Genomic DNA, 18,176 nt, shown 5'->3' with positions numbered 1-18,176 from the left:
GGAGCGCGTCCTTTCCAAGATGTAACGCTCCTGAATTTTAGTTCAGTCGCAATCGGAAATCATTCGCAACAAAAGGGGCTGCCGCGCCAGGCACGGAAGCCCCTTTCAACGTCCGGTCAAATCAGTTCGTCGTGCCCTTCGCTTCCTTCTGGAACTCGTCGATCAGCGGTTGGCCGATGCGACCTGCGGCGTCCTTGTAGACCGGCTCCATCGCCTTGCGCATCGCCTCGTCCTGCTCCGGCGTGAGCTTGATGATCTCGCTCTTGCCGCTCTTCCTGATCTCGGCGAGCGCGTCCTCGTTCTCCTTTTGCGACTGCGTGTTGTTGAAGTCGGTCGCTTCCTTCATCGCTTTGGTAAGCTGGTCGCGGATGTCGGCCGGCAAGTCGTCCCAAAACTTCTTGTTCACGATCACGACGTAGCCGATATAACCGTGGTTGGTCTGGGTGATGTACTTCTGCACCTCGTGCATCTTCTGGGTATAGATGTTCGACCAGGTGTTCTCCTGCCCGTCCACGACGCCGGTCTGAAGTGCCTGGTAGACTTCGCCGAACGCCATCACCTGCGGCAGCGAGCCGAGCGCCTTGAACTGGGCCTGGAGCACGCGCGAGGACTGGATGCGGAACTTGACGCCCTGATAGTCGGCCGGCGTCACCAGCTTCTTGTTGGCGCTCATCTCCTTGAAGCCGTTGTCCCAATAGGCAAGGCCGGTGATGCCCTTGGAGTCCAGCAGCTTGAGCAGCCTTGCGCCGAGCGGACCTTCCGTCACCTTCCGCAGCGTCTTCAGATCAGGCAGGATGTACGGGAGATCGAACACCTCGAACTCGCGGATCCCGAGCGGGCCGAACTTGGAGTTGGACGGCGCCAGCATCTGCACGCTGCCTAGCTGGAGCGCCTCGAGCTCTTCCTTGTCCTTGTAAAGCGTCGAGTTCGGGTAGATCTCGACCTTGACCTTGCCGCCGGTGTACTTCTCGGCAAGCTCCTTGAACTTCTCCGACGCCTTGCCCTTCGGCGTGTCGGTAGCCACCACGTGGCTGAACTTGATGATGATGGGCGACTGGGCCGATGCCGGCCCGGTCAAGCCAAGTGCCAGGACCGCCATGGACGCAGCGATCGCGAAGATGCGCATAATCTCTCCCTTTGTTGTTTGGGCCACCCGTCGCGCGGGTGGCCTGTCCTTATGCCGGTTGCATCAATAGCGGCTGGGAGGCGGAGCCGCTATTGGCCCTTAGCAGGGCAGGTATTCGCCGCCACATGCAGAGTCATTCCGGGGAGGTCCGTTAGGACCTAACCCGGAATGTCGAGATTCCGGGTTCTCGCTTCGCGAGCCCCGGAATGACAAACTTCGTTCGTCAGCTCGCCGCCGCAGTCGTCACGGTGTCGCGCTGACGCTTCATGACGATCTTGTTCAGCGCGCCGAGATAGGCCTTGGCCGAGGCCACCAGCGTATCCGGATCCGCCGCGCGCGCGGTCATCGCACGTCCCTCATGCGACAGCCGGACCGAGACTTCGGCCTGCGCGTCGGTGCCTTGGGTCACTGCGTGGACCTGGTACAGCTCGAGCTTGGCTTCGTGCGGCACCAGGCGCTTGATGCAGTTGAACACCGCGTCGACCGGACCGTTGCCCTCGGCCTCCTCAATCTTGATCTGGCCGTCGACGTCGAGCTTCATGGTCGCGCGCTGCGGGCCATGGGTGCCGGCGATCACGGTCAGCGAGGTCAGCTTGATGCGGTCGTGCGAAGCGGCCATTTCCTCGTCGACCAGCGCCTCGATGTCCTCGTCGTAGATGTCCTTCTTGCGATCGGCCAGCGCCTTCATCCGGGTGAACGCATCTTCCAGCTGGTTCGGGCCGAGCTTGTAGCCCATCTCCTCCAGCTTGTGCACGAAGGCATGGCGGCCGGAATGCTTGCCCAGCACCAGCGAGGACTGCTTCAGGCCGACCATCTCGGGCCGCATGATCTCGTAGGTCGAGGCGTCCTTCAGCACGCCGTCCTGGTGGATGCCGCTCTCATGCGCGAACGCGTTGCGGCCGACGATCGCCTTGTTGTACTGCACCGGGAACGAGGTCGCCGCCGACACCACCTTCGAGGCGCGGGTCAGCTGCGTCGTGTCGATCTTGTTCCAGAACGGGAATTTGTCGTTGCGGACGTTGATCGCCATCACGATCTCTTCCAGCGCGGCATTGCCGGCGCGCTCGCCGATGCCGTTGATGGTGCATTCGACCTGGCGTGCGCCGCCGATCACGCCGGCCAGGGAGTTCGCCACCGCCATGCCGAGATCGTTATGGCAGTGCACGGAGAACACCGCCTTATCCGAGTTCGGCACGCGCTCGATCAGCGTCTTCATGAAGTGGGTGTATTCGTCGGGCGTGGTGTAACCGACAGTATCCGGAATGTTCACCGTGGTGGCGCCGGCCTTGATGACGGCTTCGACGATGCGGCACAGATAGTCCATCTCGCTGCGGGTGCCGTCTTCGGCCGACCATTCGACGTCGTCGATCTGGTTGCGGGCACGCGCGACCATGGCAACCGAGGTCTCGAGCACCTGCTCCGGGGTCTTGTTCAGCTTCACCCGCATATGCAGCGGCGACGTCGCGATCACCGTGTGGACACGGCCACGCTTGGCGAATTTCACCGCCTCTGCGCAGCGGTCGATGTCGGCCGGATGGGCGCGCGACAGACCGGCGATGATTGCGTTCTTGGAACGGCGGGCGATCTCGCTGACCGCCTGGAAGTCGCCTTCGGAGGTGATGGGGAAGCCGGCCTCGATGACGTCGACGCCCATATCATCCAGCATCTCGGCGACCTCGAGCTTCTCCTCAAAGGTCATTGTGGCGCCGGGGCACTGCTCGCCGTCGCGCAGGGTGGTGTCGAAAATGATGACGCGGTCCTTGTCGGACTTGTTCACGGGGGCCATTTCGAAAATTCCTTTTGAGCTTTTGCGCCGACAGTCTTCTGGGCGCTTGAGGTGTCCGGTGATCTCGACCAACCCCTGAGCGCCCAGGCGCATGGCGCCCAGCCGGCCCTCAGGGGCAAGTAAGAAGAAGCCCGCCAATCAGGAGGGTGGGCAGCAGCGCGGCCGGGATCGTGGCGGCGGCCAGAGCCACCTCCCCGGAAATCCCATCGATTTGGCCGCGAATCAGCATTGCCAGACCCTTTGAGCCCTCAAATCCTCGGTCAAAACCGTTGGCGGTTGGTTGCCGGGAGGCTCGATGTGCCGTTTCTAGACGAGAAATGGCAGTAGCTGCAACGCCAAAAATGGACAGAAGGGCTGACATGATCGCACCGCCGGATGCGCGGAAGGACCCGGTGCCGGTGTGTCTGGCCGATTGGACCCAGGCGAGACCGTCGAGCTACGCCGTACGACGAGCGCGAGCCCTGCTCTCCCAGCGATTCAGCATCTGGCCGAGCTCGCCGTTGGCGACCGGCGCAGCCTTGCCGGCGATCGCGATCTCGTTGGTATTGGCCGGTGTGTTGGCACTGAGCCAATCCGGCTCGCTGTACTCACGCCAGCGGCGCGCCTCGGCTCTCCTTTTGCGGGACACGTAGTCGCGGGTGAAATAGCCAGCCGCAAATGCAATCCCGAGCAGCAAAACCAGTACGACGACAGCGACCACAGTAAACTCCGACTTACGCCCCGGATGACGTTCTGCCAGCATCGCGCAGGAGGTCAAGGCTTGACATTTCCCCCGTTTGGCAATGTCCCAAAGGCAGCTCCGGTAAACCCGATCCCGCCGGACGAATTTGTCGTTTCCATGTTCGATGTTGCAGCGCTTTTGCCGCCCCGATCTCGCTGAGGATGCGTACCTCCCCCTCGCAACCGTCATCGGACCGGACTAACCTTGCCCTGCTCGGCCGGATCAACCGGCTAGCCGAACATGATCGGGAGGACGCGATGACACGCCAAAAGCAGCGTGACCAGGATGCTGCGCTTTCACGACGAACGCTCGTTCAGGGGCTTGCACTCGGCGCCGCCGCCACAATGGCCGGCGCCGGCTCCGCGCGGGCCCAGACCGGACCGGCCGCGCCGCCGACGACGATCACCACCCCGCCACGCGATTTCGGTCCCAATGGCGCGCCGACCACCTATTTCTGGGACCCCGACGTCATCGCGGTCGATCCGTCCTTCAACGATCTCGCGCAGCCCAACACGGCGATCAAGCGTCTCTATACGGGCTTGCTGTGGGCCGAAGGCCCGGCGTGGAGTGCACAGGGCCGCTATCTGCTGTGGAGCGACATTCCCAACAATCGGCAGATGCGCTGGAGCGAAGACGACGGTCGCGTCAGCGTGTTCCGCTCGCCGTCCAACAATTCCAACGGCAACTCGTTCGACTTCCAGGGTCGTCAACTCTCCTGCGAACATTTGACCCGGCGGGTGACGCGCTATGAGCATGACGGCACCGCGACCGTGCTTTGCGACAACTACAACGGCAAGAAGCTGAACTCGCCGAACGACGTCGTCGCGCATCCCGACGGCAGCTACTGGTTCACCGATCCGCCCTATGGCGGCCAGCTCTACGAAGGTGAGCCCGACGCCGCGGGCGGTCCGAGCAATTCCGGCGGCAAGCTCAATCCGCGGATTGGACAGCCGGCTGGCTTCGCACCGGGCAAGCGCGAGCTGCCGACCAATTGCTATCGCATCGATCCCAGCGGCCGTGTCGATCTCGTCGTCACCGAGGAGCAGGTGCCCGATCCGAACGGGCTATGTTTCTCGCCGGACTTCAAGAAGCTCTACGTCGTCTCAACCGGCAAGGGACCCGGCGACACCGGTCCCGGCGGCAAGGGCGAGATCTTCGTGTTCGACGTCGGCGCCGACAACAAGCTCACCAACCATAAGCGGTTCAGCGAGTGCGTGATCGACGGCGTGAAGTGCGGGCCGGACGGCGTGCGCTGCGACGTCAACGGCAATGTCTGGGCCTCCAGCAATGCCGGCCGTGCCGTCGGCTACAGCGGCGTCACGACGTGGTCGCCGGACGGCAAGCTGCTCGGCCGTATTCGGCTGCCCGAAGTGTGCGGCAACGTCTGCTTTGGCGGCCCGAAGCGCAACCGCCTGTTCATGGCCGCGAGCCAATCGCTCTATGCGGTGTACACCGCCACGCAAGGCGCAGGCCCGGGCTGAGCCCCCGCGCGCGAGATCGCAAGCATGGACGTCGGCATGGATCGCCGGCATGGATCGCCGGCGCCCGTGGTTCCCTGATCGCAATCAAGCTACGCCTCGGGCAAATCTCCGCCATCAATCCAACGAAGATTGAATCGCGCGGCAGGACCGCAGCGCGGTGCGAAGCATGATGCTCTCGTTGCCGCGCCCGACTTGAACCGGGAGTTGCGCGATGCGCCGTATGCCAGACGACACCATCATCGTCAGCGTTGGGAACCAGCAATTCGTGACTGAGTTCGGAGACCCGGGCCTGCCGAACGACGGCCGGGGCGGCAGCGACAAGATGATCGCGACCGTCGACGGGAGCAACGCGGTCCTGACATTCGTTGGCGACGACCAGACCCTGCAAGGACATTCTCACGGAGGAAACGACCATCTCGCTGCGACCGTCACAGGCTTCGGCGACTACGCGATCCTGGACGGGGATGCGCAGGCGATGTCCGGCGACGCCCATGGCGGCAACGATGTACTTCATGTCGATGCATCCTCATCGATCTACGCGACTCTCGGCATTTCTGGCGATGCCGAAAGCGCCATGTCGGCCGACGCGAGGGGCGGCAATGACGTCGTCATTGCATCGATGGGAAACAGATCGTCCGGCACGTTCAGCGGAGACTCCGGTTCCATGAGCGATCATGCGCGTGGCGGCAATGATATCCTCAGCGTGACCCAGGTCGGCAGTTACGGCGGCGCTTCGATATCGGGCGACGCTCTCGTCTCCATGAGCGGCGATGCGCGCGGCGGCAACGACATTCTCATCTACACGGTCGGTGCCGCCGCCCAATCCGGAGGCGCGTCTCTGGTCGGAGACGCCGGCTATATGAGCGACGATACCCGTGGCGGCAACGATATCCTGATCGCGGCGGTCGACGGCAACCCGGACTCCACGTCCATCGTGCTCGTCGGAGATGCCTCGAACATGTCAGGCAATGCGCATGGCGGAGATGATATCCTCCACGGCAGCAGCCGCGACGATTTGCTGTATGGCGATGCACGGACCTACGCCCCGTTCACGGCAGGCTCGATCACGGGTGGCAAGGACATGCTGAATGGCGGTGGCGGAAATGACCAGCTCTGGGGCGGACCGAACAACGACAGATTCGTCTTCGACCAAAATTCGGGCATGGACGTGATCAACGATTTCGATCAGGGCAACAAGGCTGTCGGCAGCACGGCGCGAGAGCATGACGTGATCAATTTGCACGATTACGGCTTCGCAGATTGGGCGGCGCTGAAAAGCCTGATCAGTGATGACAGCAAGGGAAATGCGGTGATCCACCTGACGGCGACCGATACGATCACGCTGGCGGGGGTCCATACCGCGGACCTCCAAGCGAAGGATTTCATTGTGTAGAGGGAATTCATGCGCGTTGTGATCTGCGGCGGCGGCGTGATCGGAGCCTGCATCGGCTGGTTTCTCCGCCGCCGCGGCATCGACGTCGTCGTCGTGGAGCGGACGGACGTCGCGGCCGCGGCGTCAGGCAAGGCGGGCGGCTTTCTCGCGCGCGACTGGTGCAAGGGCTCGCCGCTCGATGCGCTGGCGCGACGGAGCTTTGCGATCCATGCGCAACTGCCGGAAGAGATCGCAGGCGATTGGGGCTATCGCCCGATGACCGCTTATAGCGGCTTCGTTGCCGCCGATGGCCATCCGCGCCGGGATGCACCGTCCGCGCTCGGCTGGCTCAGCAACGGCGTCATCACCGCGCAGCGCATCGGCACGATGGAGACCACTGCGATCGTTCACCCCAGAAAATTCACCTCAGCCGTGATGAACGCGGCGCTCGTGCAAGGCGCCGAGCTTCGCACCGGCCAGGTGACCGGCATCCTGCGCGATACGAACGGTACGACCGCGACAGGCGTCGAGGTCGACGGCCGCATCGTCGAGGCGGACGCCGTGGTGATCGCGATGGGACCATGGTCGCTGCTCGCCGCGCAATGGATGAGCCTGCCCGCCGTCTATGGCCAGCGCAGCCCGAGCATCGTGTACGACACCGGCACGGATGTGCCGGGCGATGCGCTGTTCCTGGATTACGAGGAGAATGGCAGTGCCGTGTCGATCGAGGTCTTTCCTCGCGCTGACGGCAGCACGCATATCACCGCGCTCTCCGACATCGCGCCGCTTCCGCTCGATCCGGCTGCCGTGACGCCGGACCACGATGCGATCGCGCGCCTGCAGACCATGTCCGAGCGGCTGTCGCCGCTGTTCCGCGCCGAGAAAATCATTGCGCGGCAAGCCTGCTTCCGGCCGGTGACACAGGACGGCCTGCCGCTGATCGGCAAGGTGCCGCGAAGTGAAGGTCTTTATGTTGCGACCGGGCACAATGTGTGGGGCATCCTGAATGCGCCCGCCACGGGCGAGGCCATGGCGCAACTGATCGCGGAGGGTGCGACGCGCAACGTCGACATCTCGGCATTCGATCCGGCACGGCTCGAGCCGCTCGATCCATTGCTGCTGCGAGCGCGCTGAGCCGACGCGACGACATCGCAATTCAACGATTGGGTTGCTGCGCGCGTGCGATAGCTGCGCATGCCTACCAACGAAATCTGCATGCCTGCGCGTGAAACGGGTCCCGGCAGCTTTCCTGCCCGCTATTTGCGCAGCGCTAGACTTTAGTCCGTGCCTCGCAATCCTGAACGCAGTTTCACTTGCCGAGAATGTCTCCGCCGGTATAGTCGCGCGCATAATGGCTCATAAGAGGCCTGTTAAGGGAGAGAACAAGATGAAGAAACCGCTCTCTGTTGCGTTGCGAATAACACTCGGTACCGTCGCGGCCGTTGTGTTGATGAACTCAGGCGCGGCACTCGCGGCCGACTCGATCAAGATCGGTGTGATCGCGGAAGCGCAGGCGATTGCCGGCGCCTCCATCCCTCAGGCGGCACAGCTCGCCGCCGACGAGATCAACGCCAATGGCGGAGTCGAGGGCCGCAAGATCGAGATCGTCTCTTACGACAATCACTCGTCCTCGGCAGATTCGGTGCGCGCGTTCCAGCGCGCGGTGAACGAGGACAAGGTCAACGCGGTCATCGCCAGCTACATCAGCGAGGTCGTGCTGGCGCTGGAGCCCTGGGCCTCGCGGCTGAAGACGCCGTTCGTCACGCCCGGTGCAGCCTCCAACGAGATCAGCAAGAGCGTGCATGCCGACTATGAGAAGAACAAGTACACCTTCCACGGCTATCTGACCTCCGCCGCGCTGGCGCTTTCTGTCTGCGACGGCGCCAAGGACCTGCTGGTCGACAAGATGCACATGAAGACCGCGGTCATCATGAGCGAGGACGCCGCCTGGACCAAGCCGCTCGACGTCGGCTACCAGGAATGCCTGCCCAAGATCGGGCTGAAGGTGCTCGACCACATCCGCTTCTCGCCCGATACCACCGACTTCACGCCGATCTTCAACAAGATCGAAGGCTCCAAGCCCGACGTGATCATCACCGGCATCTCGCATGTCGGCGTGCAGCCGACGGTGCAGTGGAAGAACCAGCAGGTGCCGATCCCGATGTTCGGCATCGCCTCGCAAGCCACCAACGAGACCTTCGGCAAGGATACCAATCAGGCTGCGGAAGGCGTGCTCTACCAGGGTGTCTCCGGTCCAGGCGTCGCGGTGACGCCGAAATCGGTGCCGTTCGCCGAAGCCTTCAAGAAGAAGTTCGGCAACTATCCCTCCTATGCCGGCTACACCGCCTATGACGAGGTCTACTACATCGCCGATGCAGTGAAGCGCGCCGGCTCGACCGACGCCGACAAGCTCGTCGATGCCTTGGAGAAGACCGACTGGGAAGGCACGATCGGCCGCGTGCAGTTTTACGGCAAGGACGATCCGTTCACGCACTCGATCAAATACGGCAAGGGCCTGATCACCGGGCTGATGCTGCAATGGCAAGGCGGCAAGCAGAGCGCGGTCTGGCCCAAGGAAGTCGCCAAGGTCGACATCAAGTTCCCGAGCTTCATCAAGCTCTCGAACTAGCAGGACACGCTCCTGGGACCAACTCCCGGGAGCTGCCACATGCGGCTCCCGCCGCACGTGGCTCCAGCAACATCGTCTCTCATTAATCAGATTGCCAATCCTAGATGCGTGCTTTCCAGATTCTGATCGATGGCTTTGCCATCAGCGCTCTCTATGCTCTCGGTGCCACCGGTTTCACGCTGATCTTCGGCGTCTCCGGCGTCCTCAACCTCTCCCACGGGGCCATCATGGTGGCGGCAGCGGTGGCGGCCTGGGCCGCCGCCAGCATCCTGAATGTCGGCACCTATGCCGGCGCACTGATCGGCGTCGGTGTCGCCCTCCTCACATCCTTTGCGACCTATTTCGCGGTGGTGAAGCCGATCCAGGACTCCCGGCGCATCCCGAATGAAGAGAAGGAGATCTTCGTCCTCACCGGCACGCTGCTGTGGGGGATCATGATCCAGGAGGTGATCGCTTATTTCTTCACCAACAACGCCAAGACCGTACTGCCGATCGTCGAGGGCGTCGTCGAAATTCTCGGCGTGCGCACGCCCAGGAACGAGATCTTTACCGCGATCGTGTGCTGCTTCGTCATCGCGCTGTTGTGGCTCCTGGTGAACCGCACCCGCACCGGCAAGGCGGTGCTGGCGGCCTCGATGAACCCGCGCGGCGTCACCCTGCTCGGCCTCGAGCTGACCAACATCTACGTCGTGGTATGGGCGATCTACGGCATCCTCGCCGGCATCGCTGGCGTGCTGCTGGGAATGTTCCTCGGCGTCAGCTCCTACAGCGTCGGACCGCTGACCGCGAGCGCGTTCTCGATCGTCGTGCTCGGCGGTCTCGGCAGCGTCTCCGGCTCGCTGATCGCGGCCTTCGTGGTCGGTTATCTCGAAACGCTCACGGCTTATCTAATCTCGCCGGCCTACCGCACCATTCCAGCGCTGCTGCTGCTCGTCTTCGTGATGTACATCCGGCCCCAGGGCCTTCTGGGGAGGCGCTGAGATGGCCAGCTTCTTTACGACACGCCTGTTCTTCATCTCGTTCGCGCTGGTCGTCATTGCGGCGACGCTGCCGCTCTACGTCTCTGGCTACGTGCTCGGGCTTCTCACCGTCGCTTTCTATTTCGGCGTGTTCGCGATGGCCTGGGACCTGCTGTTCGGCTTCGCCGGCGAGGTCAATTTCGGGCCGACCTTCCTGATCGGCGTCGGTGCCTACACCGCCGGCATCCTGAATGCCCAGTTCGGCTGGTCGGTTTACGCTTGCATCGTGCTCGGCGCGCTTGCCTCCGTCATCGCCGGCCTCGTGCTGGCGCTGCCGGCGCTTCGGGTGCGCGGACCGTATTTCGGCCTGACCACGCTGGTCGCGGTGCTGATGCTGCAGAATTTCATCGTGGTGTTTGCCGACCTCACCGGCGGAGAGATCGGCCTGACCATTCCCGACGTCATCTCCATCAACGCCGGGGTCAATTACTGGATCGCGCTCGGCTTCATGACGATTTCGGCGGCCATTCTTTATGGCCTGTCGCAGTCGCCGATCGGGTTGGTGCTGCAAGCCAGCGGCCAGGATCCGGTGCAGGCCGGCGCGCTTGGCTTCAACATCGTCAAGCACAAGCTCGCCGCCTTCATCGTCAGTGCGTTCTTCTCGGGGCTATCAGGCGCGCTGCTGGTGTTTTATTTCGGCACCGCCTCGGTCGGCACCGTCGTCGACGTCGCGGTCGGCGTCAACGTGATCGTCTCCGCCGTGCTCGGCGGCCGGCGCACCGTGCTTGGCGCGGCGCTGGGCGCGATCTTCCTGATCGTCGCCGGCGAGTTCTTAAGGCCCACCGGCGAGCTCGCGACCTTCATCGTCTCCGCGGTCGCGCTCCTCGTCGTGCTGTTCTTCCCCGGCGGCTTCCTCGGAGCGGCCCTCTCGCGTGAGGCGCGCTCGTGATGGATATGCGATCTTCAAACAGGGCCGTGCTCGAAGTCCGCGGCCTGACCAAGCGCTTCGGCGGATTGACGGCGGTGAAGAACCTCGGCTTCGAGGTCAATAGCGGCGAGATCTTCGGCCTGATCGGGCCGAATGGCTCGGGCAAGTCGACCGCGATGAAGAGCGTGATGGGCATCGAGCGCCCGACATCAGGCGAAGTGATCTTCGAGGGCGGGGATGTCGCCGGCCTTCCCGCGCACAAGATCGCGCGCAAAGGCTTTGGCATGGTATTCCAGCATTCGCGGCCACTGAACCGGCAGACCGTGCTGGAGAACATCATGGTCGCGCTGCTGCCGGACAGCCTGTTCATGCTGTTTCCGGACAAGGCGCTGGTTGAGCGCGCCAAATGGATCGCCGACCGGGTCGGGCTCGGCAACGTGATGAACCGCCGCCCGCCGACGCTGCCCTTCGCCGACCTGCGCCGGCTCGAGCTTGCCAAGGCGATCGCGCGCGATCCGAAGGTCGTGCTGGTGGACGAGCCCTTTGCCGGGTTGACGCGGGCCGAGGTCGAAATCTTCTCCGACCTGATCCGCAGTTTTCGCGACGAGGGCCGCGCGGTGATGCTGGTCGACCACAACGTCAAGAGTGTCGCCGCGCTGGTCGACCGCGTGCTCGCGATGTATCTCGGCGAGGAGATCGTCACCGGCAAGGCCGAGGACGTCATGAAGAACGAGACGGTGCGGCGGGTCTATCTCGGCGGCGCCATCGAGACCCATGCGCGGCCCGAGACCAGCTTCAAGGACAAGGTGCCGCTGCTCCAGGTCGAAAATGTCAGTGTGTTCTACGGCAAGGCGCAGGCGCTGGAGAACGTCTCGATCCACGTCCACGAGGGCGAGTTCGTCTCGATCGTCGGCCTCAACGGCGCCGGCAAGACCACGCTGTTCAACACCATCTCCGGCTTCCTGCCTTATAGTGGCGAGATCGTGCGCAACGGCGAGAAGCTGCGCGGCACGACGCCGGCGAAGATCGCCCGCAGCGGCCTCGTGCAGTGCCCGGAATCGCGCGAGCTGTTCGGCGAGATGAGCGTGCGGGAAAACCTCGACCTCGGCGGGCAACATCTGGCCGACGACAAGCGCGCGGCACAACTCGCCTGGCTGTTCGAGCTGTTCCCGATCCTGAAAGAGCGTCAGGGCCAGATGGCGCAAACGCTCTCCGGCGGCGAGCAGCAGATGCTGGCGATCGGCCGTGCGCTGATGATGCAGCCGCAGATCCTGATCCTGGACGAACCGACGTTGGGCCTCGCCCCCGTCATCCTCGAACTCTTGTCCAAGGCCCTAACGAGGCTGCGGCAGACGACGTCGATCACGGTGCTGCTCGGCGAGCAGAACGTGACCTTCGCGCTTCCGCATGCCGACCGCGTCTATGTGCTCGAACATGCAAGGATCGTCTGGGAGGGCGATCCCGGCCGCTTCGCCGCGGAGGCTGGCGCCGATTTTCTCTAGTTCGCAAGCATCAACAAGAAACAAACGAAAGGGAAACGACCATGCGACCATCGACGAATCCGAGCAGCAGCTTTCTCCTCGCCTCCGCGCTCGCGTTGTGCCTTGCCGCTCCCGCCTACGCGCAATCGAAGGATCCGATCAAGATCGGCGTCATCGCTGAAGTGCAATCGATCGCCGGTGCCGCGACGCCGGGGGGCGCGCAGATCGCCGCCGACGAGATCAACGCCAAGGGCGGCATTCTCGGCCGCAAGATCGAGATCGTGACCTACGACAACAAGAGCTCCTCGGCGGACTCGGTGCGCGCGTTCCAGCGCGCGGTGAGCGAGGACAAGGTCTCCGCCGTGATCGCGAGCTACATCAGCGAGGTCGTGCTGGCGCTCGAACCCTGGGCGGCGCGGCTGAAGATGCCACTGATCACCCCCGGTGCCGCCTCGAACGAGATCACCAAGGCGATCCATAACGACTACGAGAAGAACAAGTACACCTTTCACGGCTATCTGACCTCGGCAGCGCAAGCCCAGCTCGTCTGCGACGCCGCCAAGGACCTGCTGGTCGACAAGCTCAAATTCAAGACGGTCGCGATCATGAGCGAGGATGCCGCCTGGACCAAGCCGCTCGACGTCGGCTACGAGGCCTGTCTTCCGAAAGCAGGCCTCAAGGTCGTCGAGCACGTGCGGTTCTCACCTGACACCACCGACTTCACGCCGATCTTCAACAATATCGAGGCCAAGAAGCCGGACGTGATCGTCACCGGCATCTCGCATGTCGGCGTGCAGCCGACGGTGCAGTGGAAGAACCAGCAGGTGCCGATCCCGATGTTCGGCATCAGCGCGCAGGCGCTGAGCCCGACCTTTTGGAAGGACACCAATGGCGCTGCCGACGGCGTCCCGTCGCTGGCGGTCGCAACGCCCGACGTCGCCGTGACCTCCAAGACGAAGCCGTTCGCGGCCGCCTTCAAGGCCAAGTTCGGCTCGCCACCGGCCTATACCGGCTACACCGCCTATGACGAGGTCTACTTCATCACGGAGGCGATCACGCGCGCGGGCTCGACCGATCCCGACAAGATGGTCACTGAGCTCGAAAAGACCGACTACGAGGGCACGATCGGCCGCATCCAGTTCTACGGCAAGGACGACGAGTTCACCCACGGCATCAAGTCGGGTCCGACGACCGTATCCGGCCTGGTCTTCCAGTGGCAGGACTCCAAGCAGGTCGTGGTCTGGCCCGAGAAGATCGCGGAAGGCAAGCTGAAGTTTCCGAGCTTCGTGAAGCTGTCGCAGTAACACGCCGGGCCGGCCACCGGGCTCGGTACCGAGCGCCCCATCACCCTTGCAAGGCCCGTCGCATCAACCGCGACGGGCCTTCGTTGTGTGCAGAACGCAACCAGTGCGCTGGCATCGGTGGACCCATCCTGCGATCCTGCCGTTAACCTCCCAAACGTGGGCCGGAGCAGCCAGATGGATGACCGATCAAGACAACCCGATGGCCTGGTGCAGGACGACGGCTTCGTTCGCGTGCGCGGCGCGCGTGAGCACAACCTCAGGAACGTCGACGTCAGCATTCCGCGCAACGCCCTCGTTGTGTTCACGGGCGTGTCGGGCTCCGGGAAATCCTCGCTCGCCTTTGGGACGATCTACGCCGAGGCGCAACGGCGATATCTGGAATCGGTGTCGCCTTACGCGCGGCGCCTCTTCCACCAGATGCAAATCCCGGAAGTCGACGACATCGAAGGGCTGCCGCCCGCCGTCGCGCTCCAGCAGCAGCGCGGCGCGCCGACGACGAGGTCGTCCGTCGGCAGCGTGACGACCATCTCGAACCTGCTCAGGATGCTCTATTCCCGTGCCGGCGATTACCAGCGCGGACAAAAGATGCTCTATGCGGAATCATTCTCGCCCAACACGCCGGAAGGCGCGTGCCCGACCTGCCACGGTATCGGCAGGATGCTCGACGTCACCGAAAAATCCATGGTGCCCGACGACACCCTGACTATCCGCGAGCGCGCCGTCGCGGCCTGGCCGAGTGCCTGGCAGGGACAGAACCTCAGGGACATCCTGACCACGCTGGGCTACGACGTGGACAAGCCCTGGCGTGAGCTGCCCAGGAAGGACCGCGACTGGATCCTGTTCACGGAGGATCAGCCGACCGTTCCGGTCTATGCCGGTTACGACTTGGCCGAGGTCAAACGGGCCCTGCGCCGCAAGGAGGAGCCGAGCTATCAGGGCACGTTCACCGGCGCCAAACGCTACGTGATGCAAACCTACGCCAAGTCCGAGAGTGCGATGATGAAGCGCCGCGTCGCGCAATTCATGATCACCGAGGACTGCCCGACCTGCCACGGCACGCGATTGAAGCCGGAGGCGCTCAAGGTCAAGTTCGCCGGCCTTGATATCGCCGAGATGTCGCACCTGCCGCTCAAGCAGCTGCAGGAGATGATGAAGCCGTTCGCGAAGACTGCGACCGAGGGAGCATCGGAGAAAACCATCGTCGCCAGGCGGATCTGCGAGGATCTGTCGGCGCGACTGGCCGTCCTGCTCGATCTCGGCCTCGGCTATCTCGCCTGCGAACGCAGCACTCCGACGCTGTCGCCGGGCGAGTTGCAGCGGCTACGACTTGCGACACAGGTCCGCTCCAACCTGTTCGGCGTCGTCTACGTGCTCGACGAACCGTCGGCGGGTCTGCATCCCGCCGACACCGAGGCGCTGCTGCGGGCGCTGGACCGGCTCAAGCACGCGGGCAATTCGATCTTCGTGGTCGAGCACGAGATCGAGGTGATCAGGCATGCCGACTGGCTGGTCGACGTCGGGCCGGACGCCGGCGAAGGCGGCGGAAACATTCTCTATAGCGGGCCGCCCGCAGGGCTCGGGCAGGTCGCGCAATCGCGAACCGCCCATTATCTCGCGCATCCACGAAAGCCGCTGCCGACGGTCCGCCGCGAGCCGAAGGCGCATCTGAAAGTCCGGGGTGTGACCCGCAACAATCTTCGCGGCCTCGACGTCGATATCCCGCTCGGGGTTCTCGCCAGCGTGACCGGCGTGTCGGGCTCGGGCAAATCGAGCCTGATCAGCCAATTCCTCGTCGATGCCGTGGCCGACCATCTCGGCCATACACCGGCCGCGGACGCGGACGACGACAGCCTGGCACCCACGGTCGAGACATTGGGTGGCAAGATTGTCGCCGGCCTCGACCAGATCGATCGCCTCGTTGTGGTGGATCAGAAGCCGATCGGCCGCACGCCGCGATCCAACCTTGCGACCTATACCGGCCTGTTCGACCACGTCCGGAAGCTGTTCGCCGCGACGCCGCAGGCAAAATCCCGCCGCTACGATGCCGGGCGCTTTTCCTTCAACGTCGCGAAAGGTCGATGCAGCACCTGCGAGGGCGAGGGATTTGTCTGCGTCGAGCTTCTGTTCCTGCCCAGCGTCTACGCACCCTGCCCGACCTGCAAGGGCGCGCGTTACAACGACAAGACGCTGGAGGTGAAGATCCGCGGAAAGTCCATCGCTGATGTGCTGGCGATGCGCGTCGACGAGGCCTTCGAATTCTTCCGCGGAGATCCAACACTGAACCGGTCGCTATCGGTCGTCCGCGAGGTTGGCCTCGGCTATATCCGCCTCGGCCAATCCGCCACCGAATTGTCGGGCGGCGAAGCCCAGCGCATCAAGCTCGCGACTGAACTGATGCGGCCGCAACGCGGTCACACGCTCTATGTCCTGGACGAGCCGACCACCGGCCTTCATCCGCGCGATGTCGAGCGGCTGATCGCCCAGCTCGAACGTATCGTGGACGCCGGCAACAGCGTGGTTGTGGTCGAGCATGACATGGATGTCGTCTCTCACAGCGACTGGATCATCGACCTCGGTCCCGGCGCCGGCGACGAAGGCGGCCGTATCGTCGCGTCAGGGACGCCGCGAGAGGTCGCCGAAGCCGGCGGGAAGACCGCCAGCTATCTCGCCCGTCGCTTGAAACAGTAGCGCGCGATCTCGTCGCCGCCCATTTCGCAATTGCGTTCTGCGACGCGGAGGCCGGCCCCCGACTTTCGCCATGTTGACTTTCCGGCGCCCCGCTCCCCATACTTCGAAAAAGAATAACAAGACCAAATCATAAGACGGGTTTTGAGGGAGGATAGGATGCCGACTTCACGCAGGCAGCTGCTGAAGAGCTCGGCGGCTGCGGCCGCCGCACTCAGCCTCGATTGGACACGGGCCCAGGCGCAAGCCGAGAATTTACGCATCGGCCTAATCTACGACCTCACCGGTCCGTTCGCCGCCGGCGGCTCGGTCGCCTCCTCGGTCGGTGCACAGATCGCCATCGACCTCGTCAACGAAAAGGGCGGCATCGGCGGCAAGACCAAGATCGTGCCTGTTGCGGCGGACTCGCAGAGCAAGGCCGACGTGGCGATCAACGAGGCCGAGCGGCTGATCAGCCAGGAAAAGATCGACATCATCAACGGCGTCTATTCCAGCGCGCATGCGGTGCCGATGGCGGCGAAGGTCGAGCAGCAGAAGAAGATCCTCTGGATCACGACCGCGGTCTCGACCGCCGTGTTCAAGGACAAGAACCTGCAATACGTGTTTCGCGCGCAGATCCATTCCGATCAGTACGGCCAGGCCTTCGCGGGCTTCGTCGCCGAGCACGCGCAAGGCAAGCTCGGCATGGACCCGAAGGACGTCAAGGTTGCGCTGATTCACGAGGACGGCCCTTATGGCGTCGGCGTCGCGGCGGCGGACGAGGCCTATGCCAAGCAGGCGGGCATCCAGGTGGTGATGCGCGAAGGCTATTCGGCTTCCGCGCCCGACCTCTCGGTGCTCGTGACCAAGCTCAAGCGCGCCAAGGTCGATGTGATCTCGCATGCCGGCTACAACCCCGACATCACCCTGTTCCTGCGCCAGGCCCGCGAGAGCGGCCTGCGCTTCAAGATGCTGTTCGGCGCGGGCGCCGGCTACAGCCAGCTCGACAAGCTGCGCGCGACCTTCGGCCCCGACATCGACAATTTCTGCAACATCGATCCGGTGCCGGCGCAACTGCTCGATGCCTCCAAGCTTGCGCCTGGAATCGGAGACCTCACCAAGACCATGGTCTCGCGCTACCAGGCCAAGACCAGCGCCACCGACGTGCCGCCGCACTGCTCGATGGGCTTCAACCAGACCTGGATCTTGCTCAACAACGTGCTGCCGGTCGCCAAGGAGAAATACGGCAGCTTCGAGCCCGAGGCCATTCGCAAGGCCGCACTCGACGTCGACATTCCCGCCGGCGGCACCATCCAGGGCTATGGCGTGAAATTCTTCCCGCCGGGCACGCCGCTCTCCGGCCAGAACGAGCGTTCGACCCCGGTCGTGATGCAGAACGCCGGCGAGCACATCTCGGTGGTGTGGCCGACGAACATCCGGACGCAAGACCCGGTGTTTCCACTGCCGAAGGGGTCCACTTACGGGACGTAGGTTGAAGCCGCGCAGACGGTGCACCCTCTCCCCCTTGTGGAGAGGGTGGTCGCCGCGAAGCGGCGAGACGGGTGAGGGGTTGTCTCCGCGAATCCATCTCTCATTTGAATCCGCGGAGACAACCCCTCATCCGGCGCTTCGCGCCACCTTCTCCCACAAGGGGGAGAAGGATTGGCAGCGTGCCTGCGGTTAGCTCAGTGAGTTCATCACGCCCCTACAACACCACCCGCCGTC

General features: G+C 63.7%; 14 protein-coding genes. 10 read left to right on the top strand and 4 right to left on the bottom strand.

The window, feature by feature from the left end; all coding sequences use genetic code 11:
* Positions 1 to 121: 121 nt before the first annotated feature.
* From GWG67_RS33455 to GWG67_RS33440, 4 genes are all read right to left on the bottom strand, one after another.
* Positions 122 to 1,126 (bottom strand): TRAP transporter substrate-binding protein, encoded by a 1,005-nt coding sequence (locus GWG67_RS33455; protein ID WP_275173760.1) that lies wholly within the window; start codon positions 1,124 to 1,126, stop codon positions 122 to 124.
* A gap of 223 nt (positions 1,127 to 1,349) precedes the next feature.
* Positions 1,350 to 2,912: a 2-isopropylmalate synthase gene (locus GWG67_RS33450; RefSeq protein WP_275173759.1), complete on the bottom strand. Its 1,563-nt coding sequence runs from the start codon at positions 2,910 to 2,912 to the stop codon at positions 1,350 to 1,352.
* A 109-nt stretch (positions 2,913 to 3,021) separates the two neighbouring features.
* Positions 3,022 to 3,273 carry a hypothetical protein gene (locus GWG67_RS33445; protein WP_275173758.1) on the bottom strand — a complete coding sequence of 84 codons (252 nt, stop codon included), beginning with the start codon at positions 3,271 to 3,273 and terminating at the stop codon, positions 3,022 to 3,024.
* A 75-nt stretch (positions 3,274 to 3,348) separates the two neighbouring features.
* Positions 3,349 to 3,612, bottom strand: a complete 264-nt coding sequence (locus GWG67_RS33440) for a hypothetical protein (protein ID WP_275173757.1) — start codon at positions 3,610 to 3,612, stop codon at positions 3,349 to 3,351.
* A gap of 278 nt (positions 3,613 to 3,890) precedes the next feature.
* On the opposite strand from GWG67_RS33440, the gene GWG67_RS33435 reads away from it, so the two are divergent.
* The 10 genes from GWG67_RS33435 to GWG67_RS33390 all read left to right on the top strand — a co-directional run bounded on the left by GWG67_RS33435 (position 3,891) and on the right by GWG67_RS33390 (position 17,942).
* Positions 3,891 to 5,114, top strand: coding sequence for an SMP-30/gluconolactonase/LRE family protein (locus tag GWG67_RS33435; RefSeq protein ID WP_275173756.1), 1,224 nt, complete (start codon positions 3,891 to 3,893; stop codon positions 5,112 to 5,114).
* A 211-nt stretch (positions 5,115 to 5,325) separates the two neighbouring features.
* Positions 5,326 to 6,507 (top strand): calcium-binding protein, encoded by a 1,182-nt coding sequence (locus tag GWG67_RS33430; protein WP_275173755.1) that lies wholly within the window; start codon positions 5,326 to 5,328, stop codon positions 6,505 to 6,507.
* A 9-nt stretch (positions 6,508 to 6,516) separates the two neighbouring features.
* Entirely contained in the window at positions 6,517 to 7,620 is a 1,104-nt protein-coding gene (locus GWG67_RS33425; protein ID WP_275173754.1) for an FAD-binding oxidoreductase, read from the top strand.
* A 253-nt stretch (positions 7,621 to 7,873) separates the two neighbouring features.
* Positions 7,874 to 9,115, top strand: a complete 1,242-nt coding sequence (locus GWG67_RS33420; RefSeq protein WP_275173753.1) for an ABC transporter substrate-binding protein — start codon at positions 7,874 to 7,876, stop codon at positions 9,113 to 9,115.
* 104 nt (positions 9,116 to 9,219) lie between these two features.
* Positions 9,220 to 10,095 (top strand): branched-chain amino acid ABC transporter permease, encoded by an 876-nt coding sequence (locus GWG67_RS33415; RefSeq protein ID WP_027570854.1) that lies wholly within the window; start codon positions 9,220 to 9,222, stop codon positions 10,093 to 10,095.
* Between the two features lies 1 nt (position 10,096).
* Positions 10,097 to 11,023: a branched-chain amino acid ABC transporter permease gene (locus GWG67_RS33410; RefSeq protein WP_275173752.1), complete on the top strand. Its 927-nt coding sequence runs from the start codon at positions 10,097 to 10,099 to the stop codon at positions 11,021 to 11,023.
* On the top strand, positions 11,023 to 12,504 hold the full coding sequence (locus GWG67_RS33405) for an ATP-binding cassette domain-containing protein (RefSeq protein ID WP_275173751.1): 1,482 nt from the start codon (positions 11,023 to 11,025) through the stop codon (positions 12,502 to 12,504). Before GWG67_RS33410 ends, GWG67_RS33405 begins: the two co-directional genes overlap by 1 nt.
* A 41-nt stretch (positions 12,505 to 12,545) precedes the next feature.
* Positions 12,546 to 13,787, top strand: a complete 1,242-nt coding sequence (locus GWG67_RS33400; RefSeq protein WP_275173750.1) for an ABC transporter substrate-binding protein — start codon at positions 12,546 to 12,548, stop codon at positions 13,785 to 13,787.
* Positions 13,788 to 13,961: 174 nt separating this feature from the next.
* The gene (gene uvrA, locus GWG67_RS33395; RefSeq protein WP_275173749.1) at positions 13,962 to 16,475 is read left to right on the top strand and encodes an excinuclease ABC subunit UvrA; all 2,514 of its coding nucleotides are present in this window, start codon (positions 13,962 to 13,964) and stop codon (positions 16,473 to 16,475) included.
* Between the two features lie 156 nt (positions 16,476 to 16,631).
* The gene (locus GWG67_RS33390; protein WP_106945503.1) at positions 16,632 to 17,942 is read left to right on the top strand and encodes an ABC transporter substrate-binding protein; all 1,311 of its coding nucleotides are present in this window, start codon (positions 16,632 to 16,634) and stop codon (positions 17,940 to 17,942) included.
* Positions 17,943 to 18,176 lie beyond the last annotated feature (234 nt).

The organism is Bradyrhizobium sp. CSS354 (genome assembly GCF_029051725.1).
In the GTDB taxonomy this organism is placed as follows: domain Bacteria; phylum Pseudomonadota; class Alphaproteobacteria; order Rhizobiales; family Xanthobacteraceae; genus Bradyrhizobium.
Note: the sequence above shows the minus strand (reverse complement) of the source record. Positions and strands in the feature narration are given on the sequence as shown.